The sequence below is a fragment of the Vibrio sp. 811 genome (genome assembly GCF_033339195.1).
Map to the genome: position 1 here is coordinate 1 of NZ_JAWOUB010000561.1, position 620 is coordinate 620.

Genomic DNA, 620 nt, shown 5'->3' on the forward strand with positions numbered 1-620 from the left:
AAGGACAGTGTGCACAGCTGCGACAAGTCGCGCCAGCACCAGCCGTAGGCGCTTCGATCAATTCTTTTTCTGGCACCAATTGTTGCATCTTAAAGAAGATGCCTTTATCCGTTGCCACGATCATTTGTTGGTGAGGGAGTTCTTTCGCAGCCTTGATAAGCTGACTTGTAGAGCCGACAGCATCAGCCAATTCCACCACACTTGCTGGTGACTCTGGATGAACAAGAATCGCAGCATCTGGGTAAACACTCTTCATCTTACGAAGTGCATCAGCAGAAAATTCATCATGCACTACACACTCACCTTGCCAAAGCAACATATCTGCGCCCGTTTTATTGGCAATGTATGAACCCAAATGACGGTCTGGTCCCCAAATAATTGGCTTATCTTCAGCGTCTAAGTGTTCCACGATTTCAAGCGCGATGCTTGATGTGACCACCCAGTCAGCACGAGCTTTCACTGCCGCAGAAGTGTTTGCGTAGACAACAACCGTATGATCTGGGTGTGCATCACAGAATTCACTGAATTTGTCCGCCGGACAACCTAGATCAAGTGAACATTCCGCTTCCAGCGTTGGCATTAGAATTCGTTTTTCTGGTGTCAGAATGTTAGCCGACTCA

Annotated in this window: 1 protein-coding gene; it reads right to left on the reverse strand. The window is 47.7% G+C overall.

From position 1 onward, the window contains the following. On the reverse strand, nucleotides 1-620 hold a 620-nt coding region (locus tag R7Q46_RS28100; protein WP_318078426.1), incomplete at both ends, for a quinolinate synthase.